Source organism: Alkalimarinus coralli (assembly GCF_023650515.1).
GTDB lineage: Bacteria > Pseudomonadota > Gammaproteobacteria > Pseudomonadales > Oleiphilaceae > Alkalimarinus > Alkalimarinus coralli.
The window spans coordinates 2,824,296-2,836,597 of record NZ_CP096016.1; the positions used below are offsets into that span (position 1 = coordinate 2,824,296).

Annotated in this window: 17 protein-coding genes and 1 tRNA gene; 16 read left to right on the forward strand and 2 right to left on the reverse strand. The window is 45.6% G+C overall.

The annotated features are described in order from the left end of the window. The 7 genes from MY523_RS12645 (at position 1) to MY523_RS12675 (ending at position 3,334) form a co-directional block, all read left to right on the forward strand. Complete coding sequence (locus MY523_RS12645) at positions 1-417, forward strand: hypothetical protein (RefSeq protein ID WP_250655058.1); 417 nt, start codon at positions 1-3, stop codon at positions 415-417. Beyond that, complete coding sequence (locus MY523_RS12650) at positions 414-647, forward strand: hypothetical protein (protein WP_250655059.1); 234 nt, start codon at positions 414-416, stop codon at positions 645-647. Before MY523_RS12645 ends, MY523_RS12650 begins: the two co-directional genes overlap by 4 nt. Positions 648-649: 2 nt before the next feature. Further along, positions 650-850: a hypothetical protein gene (locus MY523_RS12655; protein ID WP_250655060.1), complete on the forward strand. Its 201-nt coding sequence runs from the start codon at positions 650-652 to the stop codon at positions 848-850. Then, entirely contained in the window at positions 834-974 is a 141-nt protein-coding gene (locus MY523_RS12660; protein ID WP_250655061.1) for a hypothetical protein, read from the forward strand. Before MY523_RS12655 ends, MY523_RS12660 begins: the two co-directional genes overlap by 17 nt. A 160-nt stretch (positions 975-1,134) precedes the next feature. After that, positions 1,135-1,211: transfer RNA gene (locus MY523_RS12665), tRNA-Met, on the forward strand. 467 nt (positions 1,212-1,678) lie between these two features. Continuing rightward, positions 1,679-2,461: a substrate-binding periplasmic protein gene (locus tag MY523_RS12670; protein ID WP_250655062.1), complete on the forward strand. Its 783-nt coding sequence runs from the start codon at positions 1,679-1,681 to the stop codon at positions 2,459-2,461. A 234-nt stretch (positions 2,462-2,695) separates the two neighbouring features. Next, positions 2,696-3,334: a transporter substrate-binding domain-containing protein gene (locus tag MY523_RS12675; protein WP_250655063.1), complete on the forward strand. Its 639-nt coding sequence runs from the start codon at positions 2,696-2,698 to the stop codon at positions 3,332-3,334. On the opposite strand, the gene ltrA is transcribed toward MY523_RS12675, so the two are convergent. After that, positions 3,266-4,597, reverse strand: coding sequence for a group II intron reverse transcriptase/maturase (ltrA, locus tag MY523_RS12680; RefSeq protein ID WP_250654866.1), 1,332 nt, complete (start codon positions 4,595-4,597; stop codon positions 3,266-3,268). The two genes, MY523_RS12675 and ltrA, sit on opposite strands and share 69 nt — an antisense overlap. Positions 4,598-4,632: 35 nt before the next feature. Then, complete coding sequence (locus MY523_RS12685; protein ID WP_250654867.1) at positions 4,633-4,797, reverse strand: hypothetical protein; 165 nt, start codon at positions 4,795-4,797, stop codon at positions 4,633-4,635. Between the two features lie 279 nt (positions 4,798-5,076). On the opposite strand from MY523_RS12685, the gene MY523_RS12690 reads away from it, so the two are divergent. The 9 genes from MY523_RS12690 (at position 5,077) to MY523_RS12730 (ending at position 12,289) form a co-directional block, all read left to right on the forward strand. Continuing rightward, positions 5,077-5,421 (forward strand): hypothetical protein, encoded by a 345-nt coding sequence (locus tag MY523_RS12690; RefSeq protein ID WP_250655064.1) that lies wholly within the window; start codon positions 5,077-5,079, stop codon positions 5,419-5,421. A 127-nt stretch (positions 5,422-5,548) separates the two neighbouring features. Continuing rightward, a complete protein-coding gene (locus MY523_RS12695; RefSeq protein ID WP_250655065.1) occupies positions 5,549-6,172 on the forward strand; it encodes a glutaredoxin family protein in 624 nt (207 codons plus the stop codon). 160 nt (positions 6,173-6,332) lie between these two features. After that, the gene (locus MY523_RS12700; protein ID WP_250655066.1) at positions 6,333-7,415 is read left to right on the forward strand and encodes a transglycosylase SLT domain-containing protein; all 1,083 of its coding nucleotides are present in this window, start codon (positions 6,333-6,335) and stop codon (positions 7,413-7,415) included. A gap of 191 nt (positions 7,416-7,606) precedes the next feature. Further along, entirely contained in the window at positions 7,607-9,358 is a 1,752-nt protein-coding gene (ggt, locus tag MY523_RS12705) for a gamma-glutamyltransferase (protein ID WP_250655067.1), read from the forward strand. A gap of 384 nt (positions 9,359-9,742) precedes the next feature. Further along, positions 9,743-10,084, forward strand: a complete 342-nt coding sequence (locus MY523_RS12710) for a hypothetical protein (protein ID WP_250655068.1) — start codon at positions 9,743-9,745, stop codon at positions 10,082-10,084. Between the two features lie 178 nt (positions 10,085-10,262). Then, complete coding sequence (locus tag MY523_RS12715; protein ID WP_250655069.1) at positions 10,263-11,126, forward strand: multiheme c-type cytochrome; 864 nt, start codon at positions 10,263-10,265, stop codon at positions 11,124-11,126. Between the two features lie 167 nt (positions 11,127-11,293). Next, positions 11,294-11,464 (forward strand): hypothetical protein, encoded by a 171-nt coding sequence (locus MY523_RS12720; RefSeq protein WP_250655070.1) that lies wholly within the window; start codon positions 11,294-11,296, stop codon positions 11,462-11,464. A gap of 16 nt (positions 11,465-11,480) precedes the next feature. Continuing rightward, positions 11,481-11,729, forward strand: coding sequence for a DUF2164 domain-containing protein (locus tag MY523_RS12725; protein WP_250655071.1), 249 nt, complete (start codon positions 11,481-11,483; stop codon positions 11,727-11,729). 11 nt (positions 11,730-11,740) lie between these two features. Continuing rightward, positions 11,741-12,289 carry a YceB family lipoprotein gene (locus tag MY523_RS12730; RefSeq protein WP_250655072.1) on the forward strand — a complete coding sequence of 183 codons (549 nt, stop codon included), beginning with the start codon at positions 11,741-11,743 and terminating at the stop codon, positions 12,287-12,289. The last annotated feature ends 13 nt before the right edge of the window (positions 12,290-12,302 follow it).

A 12,302-nucleotide genomic window follows, 5' to 3' on the forward strand; every position in this document is an offset into this window, starting at 1 on the left:
ATGATGAGCAAAAAACAACTACCACGGGGGATTCGCAACAATAACCCTGGGAATATTGAAAACAACGGTATTGCATGGAACGGATTGTCAGATACGCAAACTGATAGCCGGTTTTATCAGTTTAATGATGCGAGATATGGCATTCGGGCAATTGCACGTATTATCAAAACCTATAGCAGCAAATACGGTTTAAACACCGTACGCGGCATTATCAACCGTTGGGCACCACCTCATGAGAATGATACCGGGGCGTATGTTGATCATGTGGCGGCTGTTGTTGGTGTTGACCCTGACCAGTTGGTTGATGTGCATAACGAAACGGTCATGACCGCACTGGTTACGACGATCATACAGCATGAAAACGGGGTACAACCCTATGACCAGTCATTGATTCAAGAAGGGGTCATGATGGCATGAAAACCCAACACTTTTTAATTCTGGTTGGTGTTGGTGTAGCCGGTGCCTGGTACATGAAAAACAAAACCGTTGAAGCGGTGGGGGATGTGGCAGAGGCTATTAACCCGGTTAACCAGGAAAACATTTTTTACGGTGTTGCCAATGCCATCACACAAAAACTGACCGGTGACGAACACGACACGTTTGGAACCTGGTTGTATGATTTTTTTAATCCTAATCAGGAGTTTTAACCATGGAAAAGTTTTTATCCATTTTTAGCAGAGTCAAAGAACCTTCTACTATGGCAGGGTTGGGCTTGTTGCTCACGATTTTTGGTATACCAGGCGAAGTAGCCACTGCGGCAACCGAAGGGGTCATTCAAAGCATTGGCGGCGTTTTGGCTGTGTTGTCTGTAGTGATGCCCGAAGGTAAACCGGATGCCATTGAATCTTGATTTAGGCGTTATCATTCAAGGGGCCATACTGGGCGCGATTGTCTGGCATGGCCGAACCGTTAGCCAGCTACTAAAAACGGTTACCTTGCATGAGTGGAGATTGGGCAAATTGGAAGAAAAATAGTGTCTACAAACTGTCTACATGCGGGAGCATTCAAGAACATTAGAGACGTATGACGAATAGATAAATAATTGTTATATATGTAACTAACTGTTTTACAAGGATGAAAAAAAGGGTTGACATCCCCCTTCAAAAACAACAAAATACGCGCCTCAAATGTTGCGGCTACATAGCTCAGTTGGTTAGAGCACATCACTCATAATGATGGGGTCCCAGGTTCGAATCCCGGTGTAGCCACCACTTTTTCATATCAATAAGATATGAAGCACCCAGAGCATCAGCTCAATCTCTCATCAGAATTTAGCACACAGTTTAGTACACTCTAAATATTGATGGGTTTGTGGCTTTAAATAAGCTATCTTTTCGACTTTTCAGTACGTTTTTACAAAAAGTATTAAACATCAGGTCGATCTGAGGACGCCCCCTATCTTCAAGTTGCCATTAGAACCTTAAGTGCGCGGTATCACTCGCTCAGTAGTGAATAGTAACCTCCAAACCAGTCGTACATGATGCAATTTAATTGTTTAGTTACTAAACTGACATTTAGATTTTTGCGTTTCTTTAATGGGTATCTTGTTAAAAACGGTTACTTTTTTATGACGTGGTGCCTTGTTAAAAACGCGCATAAAAATCCGAAACTGTACATCCAAACTTAGTGCGTTTACCATAGGTAGATTAACCTACAGTCAATCAGATACACCTAGTCCATGAAAGTACTGTTTGCGTTACTGGTCATTTCCTGCCTCTTTCCGAATCACTCGATTGCTGAGCGCCTAACATTTGTGGCTGAAAACTACACTCACTTTGAGTTCGAAGAAAATGGGAAAATCCAAGGTTTCACAGTAGATATTCTAAAAGCGATACTCGCTAAAACCAAGCACACAGGTAGTTTCAATATACATCCTTGGGCACGCGCTGAGCGAGAATCTCTGCGAGCAGCCAACACAGTCATCCATACGTTAACGCGCTCAGAAGAGAGAGAAGACAACTATCATTGGTTAGGGCCTATTGCACCAAGAAAAGTGTTCTTTTATAAGGCAAGACGTAGAAATGACATCTCAATCAAAACGCTAAACGATGCTAAAGCGTTTAAAACTGCCGTCATTAGAGGCCAGGCTATTACCAAATTTCTATTGAAAAATGGCTTTAAAGCTGACAAGCATCTAATTATAGTAAACGGCGATAAACAGCGCTTTGATCTATTAAGATATGGTCGTATAGACCTGATTGTGTTTGTGGAGCCTGTCTTAAATTGGAGAATGGCCAAGCTGAACGACCCCAATCTTAAATTGGAGAAAGCTTTTTTGATTGATGACAGCAAATCCTATTATGTGGGATTTAACAAAGAGACATCACCAAAAATAGTGGCTGATTTTAGATCTGTATATGAAGAAATGAAGCACGATGGGAGCATCGCCCAACTGCAATGTAAGTATATGAAGCAGTGCGAAGTCACGCCTTCAACAAATAAAGGGATCGGTGACGAATGACACTTACTTAAGCAGTAATTTGTAGAGTTAAATAATGGCTCTATACGGTGGGAGCTCGTTAATTTTAACTCTCCAACAGCAGTCAGTGACTATAGAGCGGTTTGTGAGAGCCCTCTTACCTGCGACTCAACAAGTCTCCCTACCAACCCAAACCAGCCAACAATAGTCTACACTTAAAGAGCTATACAAAAGATTCGCCACTAATCGCCTTAGGCGTACCGATAAGTCAGTTCAATGAAAAAACTGTTTTTGATTTTCGCTGTTCTAATTGCTACCAGCAACACTTCACTGGCTAAGCCTCCTTGTGAACTTTCAATGACATACAAGGATGTAGGCAAACCGGACTATATGGCCCCATCGCCCAATAACAGCGGATTGTATAAGGCACTTTATTCAGAAGCCGCCAAGAGAGTCGGCTGCAAGTTAGTAATCAAACGCTTCCCCAAGAAGCGAACCTTAAGACAGCTTCAATCAGGCAAGATAGATATTTATCCAAGCACCGGGTTTGATGAGAAACGTTCGCTATTCCTGTTTTACACCCCAAATGGTTTGTTCAGGGATGAAACATACTACGGTTTAACACCTTTGAGTGTCTCTCATTTGGAAAGCATTGGAGAGATAAAAAACCATGGGCTCACATGGATCATTGAGGCGGGTAGAACAACGGTCGAGAAGGCAAAACGACAACAACTTCCTTATCAGGCGCTAGTTGGCTTAATCGGGATAGGGAGACACCTCACGATGCCTCTCCCCCCACACCACCAGGCATACGGATCACGTACCATGGCGGTTCGGTTGATTGAGTTATTTGCGATCAACAAGTTCCGGTATACCCACTGCCACAAAGTACTTCGTTGGCAGTGCGTATCTTAACGCCGGACTCCCACTCAAACGCCACGGGCCATGCGCTGACTTCGCCGTGTTCCAGGCTAGCCATCTATCTATACCCCGTTTTCTTAACTGCCGGTAGCCTGATCGTCCCCATTGCTTCCAAAGATAGCATCTTAACTTCCTCCGTACCCATTTAGCTAGGTCTAATAAAGGAGACTTTACTTCCGCTATACCAAAGTAAGCCTTCCAGCCCCGCATGTACGCCGAAAGTTCTTTGTAGATTGCTTCTATGGAACGCCCACGGGTTCGCTTGGTTATTTGACGGACTCGATACTTAAAACGTTGTATTGACTCGTCGCTCACCTTTCGCTTTCTTCGTCGGCTAAACGTTAATCCCAGGAATGAGCGATTCCAAGGTCGATCAACTGCACTCTTTTCACTGTTTACTTTGAGCTTTAGCCGGTTTGATAAGTAGCGTGTGACCGAGGCCAACACGCGCTCGCCTGAACGAGCACTCTTCACATAGATGTTACAATCGTCCGCGTAGCGCACGAACCTGTGCCCTCTCGCTTCGAGCTCTTTATCAAATTCATCCAGGAGCACATTCGCTAACAGTGGTGAAAGGGGGCCTCCTTGGGGCGTACCCTCTGAAGCTGGAACCCAAACGTCTCCGCTTAGTGCTCCTGCCTTTAGGAAGCTATTGATCAGCTTAAGAACACGCTTATCTTGGGTTCGGCGTTTAATCAGGCTCATCAGCTTGTCATGGTTCACTCTGTCGAAGAACTTCTCCAGATCCATGTCCACCGTCCACTTATACCCTTCATTGATGAAGTGTTGCGATTGACGGATAGCCTGATGGGCCGACTTGCCCGGTCTAAAACCATAGCTAAAATGGGAGAAGCTTCCGTCCCACTCTGCTTGTAAGACCTGGAGCAATGCCTGTTGGATTAAGCGATCTAGTACCGTTGGTATACCCAATTTCCGAACACCGCCTTTGGGCTTGGGTATTTCTACCTGTCTGACCGGTTGTGGCCGGTAGTTACCTTCCAGAAGTTGTTGATGAATCTTGGGCCAGTGTTGATTGACAAAGGCGGTCAGGTCGTCAACGGTCATCCCGTCTATCCCCGCGCTTCCTTTGTTGCGTTTGACTTGACGGAAAGCACGTTGGAGGTTTTCACGTTCCAGCACCCGTTCCATCAGTTGATCATTGATAACCGGAGCGTCTTCTTTGAATAACCCAACCTGGGTTTCATCCTGTTCGGATGCCATACCTAGATCCATTGTTTCAATAACTACTCTCTTCATTTAAACCCGATAAAGGGCACCGTTCGGGCCTTCCCTTAGACATTCACTTCTGGAAAAAAAAATCCAGCCGAGTAATCACCGGTACTATGCCCTCTGCTGACTTCTCCTGTGCGGTCGGGGTCAATTGCTCGACCCTCAGCGGTTTTCAGCTGCACGCAGCGTCCCAGCGCAACATCAGGAGACCTCCCAGGGTAAGACACTTAACTTTCCTCGCGTAGACGCCCAATTTATAAAACGTATCCCGATTGCAGATGGAGGGCTTAATGGTCACGTGCCCACTGGCCCCGAATACGTCACACCTCTTATTGGGTTCTTGTTCATCGCCCCGCGAATTTGCCTTGAGCTTCCTTCAGACCGCCCCTCACGAGTTGGCCCTTGCCCTTTGGCTAACCTTCGGCTCTGCGAATACCTGGTATCGGGACTTTCACCCAACTAGTTAAGTGCCATGCCTGGCACACACGCCCTCAAAGGCCATAAAAATGATCAGCTGGGGTCGCAATGTGTTTTACCAAATCGATACGCAGGACTATAACCGATATTTAGAGAAAGAAGGCGCGAGTGATTTAACTCACCTCAACATTCAAACGCATAAGCATTGCTGCCCGCGTAAGTCCCAAAAGCTCTATGCGGGCATATCACGCTTTTCCCCCATCTACAAAGAGCAGCCCAACCCCCACTATAACCCGGCCATGCCTCTTTCCCCAGAGAACTTTCCTGTACAGTTGGTACCGGACTCTATCGCCCACCAGCTGTCGTTAGCGCTTGAGGATATATACAGCAGCGGAATGCTTGACCAATTATTAAGCCAGTACAATATTCAATAGAGATTCTGTCTGACCTATTTTCAATATAGAGAACTCAACGTATCTATTTAGAGCGCCACGCTGATTGAACTTTGGCTTGCCCTGCCTGTCCTTTAGTTAATCTACCTTCGAAGTTTGAGAGTATCAAATGTTAGACGCGAAACCTGTTGAAGTAACGCTCTACCGTTGGGCTGGAGCATGGGGGCCTTTTAAGGTCAAAATTCCCTGTGGTGAATGCTCGCTCACTGCCGATGTCATTCAAGACACCCTAGACACAGAGTTAGGCGGGATTCTAGTCAAGCTTGAACTTCGTGACTGGCTGTCAGAGTGGTGGAAGCCACTTGTTAAAGGGGGTTGGCACGCCCCCATTGTGATGGTTGAAGGAAGAGTGATAAGTCAGGGGGCCGCATTAAACCGAGGCGTACTGACTCAAGCGGTCATTGAAGCATTTGCCCATAAGAACGCCCCTACTGGCAACCATCTGTTTGGTAAAGGCACCTGCCCCCACTGTGCGAGAGCTAAACACTATTTGGACAATGCCAACATTGAGTACAACTATCATGACGTTATAAAAAACCCTAAAGATCTTTATGAAATGCTCGCGAGGGTAAAACCCATTGTCGGCCCTAAAACCCCGATAACCGTCCCCCAAATATGGCTTGATGGTCGCTACGTTGGCGGCGCAGATGAGTTAGGCAAGCGAGTACACCAAACAGTAGAGCCGAATACAGACCGAGGGCGGTGTTCTATATCGCCAGAAAAGCAGTCATAATCTCAGCGCTATAACGGGGTTTCTTCTAATGAGATGTATCCCCCAAGCACAGAGATTACAAATATTTTAGATAATATAAGCCGTTTGAATATATTCCTCTTCCCGTTATTTTGTAATAATCCTGGCACTCTTGTTCACACCTTTAGCCTCGGAACCCTGCATGAACCTCGGATCAAATAAGCTGTCCAGACGTGCCTTTATTACCACCGGCTCGGGCATTGCGCTAGCTACATTAGGCCTTTCTACATTAAGCGTCTCTGCATTTGGCCAAACCGCTTCAGAGCCATCAAACGAAGCAAATTCATTGCGCTTTCTTATTGATCGCAACACCTCTTTCGAGCTATCGAACAACAATAGAGTAAAGCTGGAACGCGCTGTCTATGACTTTATGAAAACCCATTACAACGGCATCACGCTACAGTTTTGGAATCAACCCTTTGAACAAATAGACTTTGAGAAGCGTCTAACCAATATTATCTATTGGATTAACAAAGCCATCGCACACCACCAAGCGCTCTATCCGGTCGACCCCATTTGGGTGCTTTCACAGATTAAGGCTGAGTCACTGTTCTGTGAGTTCGCGTTATCCCGCTCTCTAGCCGCCGGTATTTGCCAGTTTATGCCTTACACAGCCCGCGCGGGGCACCAAATGATCGTCGCTGGCGACCTCCCCGAACATCACCTGGCCCCCTATAAAAAGCCGGAACTCGCAAACTCGCTTCGACAGTACGATACGCTCATAAAAGAGCGGAATAACTATATAAAGAGCAATAAAAGCGCAAAGTTCTTTAATTTAAGAAAAGCGCTGGATTTCATGGTGCAGGGTAAGTCCGGCGCTATAGAAGCAGAAAAGCAACTGAAGTATCTGGAAGGGCTTAAGGAGATCAACCAAAACATTACCGAAGCAAAAGAGAACTATACTCACTATTTGGAAACCAACATTAATGAGCTAGGCAAGCGGGATCTGTTTGGTGAAATAGAGTTCTTCAACCAGTTTGATGAACGCTTCACCTATAAAAAGCCCATTTTTGCCATGGTAAAAATGCTGGCGAATGCATTAAGAGTTAGAAACGGAAATATTCTTGCAGCTTCTGCTGCCTATAATGCAGGGCTTTCGAGAACATGGACAAGCGAGCCTATCTATACCCAGTATGGCTTGATGCCAGCATATGAAGAGACCAGCCTCTATGTCAGCAAGATTATCGCAAACTATGAAGAAATATCTCAGCGCTACTACTCTTGAACTCTACATAACAGATGAACGCTACATAATGTCTGAACGCTACATCACACCTGAGGTTAGGGGTCTGCTTAGTCGTCACTATAATTAATCGGCGCGAAACACGGTTATTCGCCTACACTAGAGTGTAATCAACGTAACAGAATAAAAAGAACGAAAGACCAAACTGGACGCCAAAAAACACGGATTTATCTATGTCAGCCTTAAGCCAAATATGCATTGCGATTACAATGACTCTGATCTCTGCTGCCTGCTTCGCATCTCAGCCAGTGCCTGAGGCACGAGACCCGGAGGCAGCAACAGGAATCCAGCAAAAGTCTGCAGTGACCGCTGAGCAATTCATGGTATCAGCGGCAAACCCTTACGCCGTGAATGCAGGCTACCGAGTTCTCGCAGAAGGTGGTAGCGCTGTTGATGCCGTTATCGCAGTGCAAATGGTTTTGACACTAGTGGAGCCCCAGTCTTCGGGCATTGGGGGAGGCGCATTTCTCCTCCACTGGGATAAGCCCAGCAGGAAACTGACCAGTTGGGATGGTCGGGAAAAAGCCCCATCAGCGGCGACCAGCGATTTATTTCTTGATGATAAAGGCCAGCCCATGGACTGGTGGGAGGCACTGGCAGGCGGCCGTTCAGTTGGTGCCCCTGGTGTTATCGCAATGCTGGCCGAGGCCCATAAAAAGCATGGAAAACTCCCCTGGAGTTCTCTATTTAAAGAAGCAATCGAATTATCTGAAAATGGCTTTAAGGTCTCGGAGCGATTACACCTGCTTATTGCCAACAATACCAACCCGGCATTAGGTCGATATGAAACAGCGAAGTCATATTTCTTTCCTAACGGACAACCACTGCAAACAGGCGCACTACTCCGCAACCCTAAGCTCGCAAACACGTTCAAAAAAATAGCGACACTAGGCCCCAAGGGGTTTTATACCGGCGACATCGCCAAGCAGATCGTAGCAGCCGTTCAAGGAGCCCATGACAACCCCGGCTTACTAACCGAGAAAGATCTCATCGCTTATCAGGCTAAAGAGCGCCCCCCCGTCTGCGCGCCTTATCGCCAATACAAACTGTGCGGCATGGGGCCTCCAACCTCAGGGGGGATTACCGTGTTGCAGATTATGTCACTACTTGAGCCCTATAAGCTCAAGCAATACTCACCGATGGACTTGAACGCAATACACCTGTTTAGCCAGGCATCCAGACTTGCGTATGCAGATAGAGACTACTATATCGCTGATAGTGACTTTGTTAAGGTGCCGGTATCAGGTTTGCTCAATCTGGATTATCTAAAAGAGCGCTCTGCGGTGATCGACAAACAGCAAGACATGGGTTCAGCCTCAGCCGGAAAAATCCCCGGCCCCCCCCCATTTTCGAAGGGGAAAACCCTCGCGCAACCATCCACCTCTCATATATCTATCGTCGATGCATCAGGCAACGCGGTATCCATGACAACCAGCATTGAAATGGCATTCGGTTCAACACTGATGGTGGAAGGGTTTCTTCTCAATAATCAATTGACCGATTTTTCATTCCGTAGCGAAAAAAATGGCCAAGCCGTTGCCAACAAAGTGGAAGGCAATAAGAGGCCCCGTAGCTCAATGTCTCCTATGATGGTATTCGATGAGCATGATCAGCTAATAATGGTTATAGGCTCCCCTGGCGGCAGCCGAATCATCAACTACGTCGCCAAGGCAATTATAGGCGTTCTGGATTGGGGGCTCGATATTCAACAAGCCATCGACCTGCCAAACATAACCAACCGAAACGGCACGACAGACCTTGAAGCGGGTACAGCACTTTCCAAGTTCAAATCCCCTCTTGAAAGCAAAGGGCACAACGTTAATATTCGCGATCTCAATAGTGGTCTGCACGGTATAGTAGTCACGTCAACAGGGCTAATGGGTGGTGCCGATTCTCGCAGGGAAGGCACCGTAAAAGGGAAATAGTTAACAGCAGATCGCCGAAAGTCATTGTGTTCAATTGTTACATTGGGCAACGTAACCAACCTCGATTGAAATTTATAGCGTATCTATTTCGAAAAATAGCACGAAATGAAAATAGCGCTGTCCCTGCGCTACTCCAAGTATAGCCTGAAACAGTTATATCAGACAAAAAGTAGCTATATATCAATAAGCTAAACGAAAAAGCCTACAATCAAATGCCCGCTTATTCTTGCTTTTCCCTGCCAAAATCATGCGTTTACATAGTCGCGACTCGCCATTAAGTCAACACAAAATATCACCAGATACAAATTCTAGGTTGAACATACTAGCATTCTTAACTATATTGCTCACTTTATAAACTTAACCAACCCCAGAGTCACTATATCCATGCCTGAAAACATCACAATCGATCTGATTGAAAAGCTCGAAGAGATCACAAAAGACGATGAGATTAAGAAGTTAAAAAAGCTGTTATTGGCCGCTGATCAAAAAGCGAACGCAGCAGAAAAAAAAGCTGACAAAGCAAGCCGAGCGACAGCAGAATCAAACAAGCTTCTTGAACGTTCGAAGAGCCAGCTTGCAGAACAACGTAAAAAGAACAAAACACTTCAATCTGCTTATAACCAATTGAAGCAGACAAGCGATCAAAACAAGCAAAAGCTTGATAACGCACTTAAGAATATTGAAGAGCTTGAAGCTGCGGCAAGCAGTGACAGTAACGACGAGTAAGTTGCTACTGGCCATCACGTTTAATTGTTTAGTATTAAGTCGCTATTCCTCTCTTACCCTCTATCACCATGAGGGCCGCAGGTTTATGGATATCAAATAGTTACTTCACTGAAAGATTTATTCTGTTCAAATATTAACTTAACAAAAGACAGACCTCCCCATGCGATGGCCTCACTTCATGATTATTCAATGTCTGCTGATCTTTGTGATTGGTGCCGTTGCTTATGCCCACAAAGATAAACTGATTGTTCTTAAAAAGCCTCCCGAGTCTTTAGCTCAATGGTATAAACCGGAAAACAAGCGACAAGTATGGCTACATACCATGTTTAGTTTACGCCGGGAGATGCAGGCAGTACGGTATTATATTGAAAAAAACCAAAGCGATATTGCTAGCACCAAGGGCAATACGGATAGCCTGGAGAAGTGGTCCAATAAACTCAGTGAGCATTACCTGAAAATAGCCAAAATGGTTCCAGAGTGGTCCAGAAAACTTGAGATTGGCGCGATCAACCAGCTACAGGCAGACATAAAAAACCAGCAGTATGGCCAAGCATTAAATCACCTGGAAACAATTCGCCAAAGCTGCGACTCGTGTCATTCGGACTATCGAACAGTCACTGCATTGAAGTTCCGGGCACCCGACTTTTCATCTATCAATATATCCCCGTCCGTTTCATTCAACACCCATATGGCAGAGCTAACCGAACAGGTTAATCAGGTTAAGATTTTTTCTGAAGATGGCATGAAAGAACCTGCGCTAGCGTCATTCTCAGCACTTAAAAATGGCTTAACTGTGATGGGTGAAGTGTGCTCAGACTGTCACAAAAAAGACACCAAGGTGTATCCGGGAGATGCGATCACCCAGACCATGAATAGTCTTGAAGAGAGTTTGAAAAGCGGCACAACAAAAGACCAGGGCAGATACTTGGGCACACTGGCAGTACAGGCATGTGCTCGCTGTCATGGCACCCATAGACTAACCTACGATATGAAGAGCGGCATTTCAAATCAGCCAACATGGCTTGAGCTGATAAAACACTAACCCCCAGGGGAGTGTTTTATCAGAGCCCCTGTTAACAGCTGCCATACTCTCTGCATTGCACGCCAGTTCCTGTTATCCTATTGACGTAATTAAAACTGACACGCATTGGCGCACCGTTACATTGTCAGCACCAGCCAATAGCAAGAGTGAGAAAACAAGAGAAACCAATGTCTAAAGTGACCGTAAAGTTTGAGTACGAAAAAGAGACCAAGAACAGCGTACGCTACAAAGAAACACCTCAGGAAGGCTCTGCACCTATTGTGGGCTCGCTATACGTGCAAAAGTGGTTTGCCGGAGCGACTAAACATATTGAAATCACCATTGATAAGAAAGATTGATAACGGATAACGCCACATGCCCGAGATAAAATTTTCAAAGGAAGAAAAGCACCATTTAATCAACAAAGTTCAGCGCTACTTTCAAGACGAGTTAGACCACGAAATTGGGCAATTTGAAGCAGACTTTTTGCTGGATTTTTTCGCAAAGGAGTTAGGTGCGTTCTATTACAATCAAGGGTTACGCGACGCTCAGACAGTTTTGGTGAGTAAGCTCGATACCATTAGTGACGCAATCTATGAGATTGAACAACCCACTTCATTTTAAAGGTTGGCCGTATGAAAGCTTTTGTACTTGTCATTGCAACACTTTTTTTAAGCAGCTGTGCCTCAATGGGCAGCTATACAGTCTCGGAGTCTCAGCTTGAGTCTTACTTTCAAAACGCGGTTAAACAGTTTGATCATGAACAGTTGAAGGCGGGCTCACCACTCAGCCTAGAACTCAACGATATTGATATAGCCGTTGGTCCTGATAACAGGGACGTTGTTCAATTGGCATTAGAAGGCAAGATAGCCATCAATGCTGTATTAATGGAATTGCCAGTTGATGTGTCAGTAAGTATTGAAGGTGCCCCCGTATATATCAGCAAAGATAACGCAATATACATTCGACGGCTAAAGCTGCTCGATAGCAGCGTAGACTCAATGTTTTTCAAGGGTAATAGTAAGCTGGTCACTGATAATGTTATGGGCGTACTGGCAAAACTGCTGGAAACCGTCCCGGTTTACCGTCTGGACCAATCCGACTTTACACAGAGAGTTATTTCGACCATACCGGCCGATATCAAAGTAGGAAAAGGAAAGCTGATATTTGTACCCAGCGAATAACCGCCGCAGGCGA

Coding starts and splice junctions, on each gene's coding strand:
- MY523_RS12690 (WP_250655064.1), top strand. CDS start 5,077: ATGATCAGCTGGGGTCGCAATGTGTTTTACCAAATCGATACGCAGGAC.
- MY523_RS12650 (WP_250655059.1), top strand. CDS start 414: ATGAAAACCCAACACTTTTTAATTCTGGTTGGTGTTGGTGTAGCCGGT.
- ggt (WP_250655067.1), top strand. CDS start 7,607: ATGTCAGCCTTAAGCCAAATATGCATTGCGATTACAATGACTCTGATC.
- MY523_RS12645 (WP_250655058.1), top strand. CDS start 1: ATGATGAGCAAAAAACAACTACCACGGGGGATTCGCAACAATAACCCT.
- MY523_RS12655 (WP_250655060.1), top strand. CDS start 650: ATGGAAAAGTTTTTATCCATTTTTAGCAGAGTCAAAGAACCTTCTACT.
- MY523_RS12730 (WP_250655072.1), top strand. CDS start 11,741: ATGAAAGCTTTTGTACTTGTCATTGCAACACTTTTTTTAAGCAGCTGT.
- ltrA (WP_250654866.1), bottom strand. CDS start 4,597: ATGAAGAGAGTAGTTATTGAAACAATGGATCTAGGTATGGCATCCGAA.
- MY523_RS12715 (WP_250655069.1), top strand. CDS start 10,263: ATGATTATTCAATGTCTGCTGATCTTTGTGATTGGTGCCGTTGCTTAT.
- MY523_RS12720 (WP_250655070.1), top strand. CDS start 11,294: ATGTCTAAAGTGACCGTAAAGTTTGAGTACGAAAAAGAGACCAAGAAC.
- MY523_RS12695 (WP_250655065.1), top strand. CDS start 5,549: ATGTTAGACGCGAAACCTGTTGAAGTAACGCTCTACCGTTGGGCTGGA.
- MY523_RS12725 (WP_250655071.1), top strand. CDS start 11,481: ATGCCCGAGATAAAATTTTCAAAGGAAGAAAAGCACCATTTAATCAAC.
- MY523_RS12675 (WP_250655063.1), top strand. CDS start 2,696: ATGAAAAAACTGTTTTTGATTTTCGCTGTTCTAATTGCTACCAGCAAC.
- MY523_RS12700 (WP_250655066.1), top strand. CDS start 6,333: ATGAACCTCGGATCAAATAAGCTGTCCAGACGTGCCTTTATTACCACC.
- MY523_RS12710 (WP_250655068.1), top strand. CDS start 9,743: ATGCCTGAAAACATCACAATCGATCTGATTGAAAAGCTCGAAGAGATC.
- MY523_RS12660 (WP_250655061.1), top strand. CDS start 834: ATGCCATTGAATCTTGATTTAGGCGTTATCATTCAAGGGGCCATACTG.
- MY523_RS12670 (WP_250655062.1), top strand. CDS start 1,679: ATGAAAGTACTGTTTGCGTTACTGGTCATTTCCTGCCTCTTTCCGAAT.